Origin of the sequence: Pelotomaculum propionicicum (genome assembly GCF_004369225.1) — a bacterium.
Taxonomy (GTDB): domain Bacteria; phylum Bacillota; class Desulfotomaculia; order Desulfotomaculales; family Pelotomaculaceae; genus Pelotomaculum_B; species Pelotomaculum_B propionicicum.
Window position 1 is genome coordinate 1 of record NZ_QFFZ01000193.1, and the last position, 254, is coordinate 254.

The 254-nt window shown below is 57.1% G+C and carries 1 pseudogene; it reads left to right on the top strand.

Annotation, left to right across the window (positions count from 1 at the left end):
• Positions 1-254 (top strand): annotated as a pseudogene (locus tag Pmgp_RS20040) (hypothetical protein); the annotation flags it as partial.

Below are 254 nucleotides of genomic sequence, written 5' to 3' on the forward strand. Positions count from 1 at the left end.
CGGGTGAACGCGGCCCCGGGCATCACCGGCACAGATGGCAGCATTGGGGATAAAAACGCCCCCTTTACTTACACGTATCAGATCACGGATGCAGACGGCGACACGGTTAATGTCATCGAGCGCTTCAACGGCCAGGCGATACGGACCTTAAACAACGTGGCCCTGGGGGTTGACCAGGCTGTCACCATAGACAGCGCCAAGCTGGCCAGTGTACCCATTAACGGTACAGCAACCATTAGTATTGAGGCCACCGA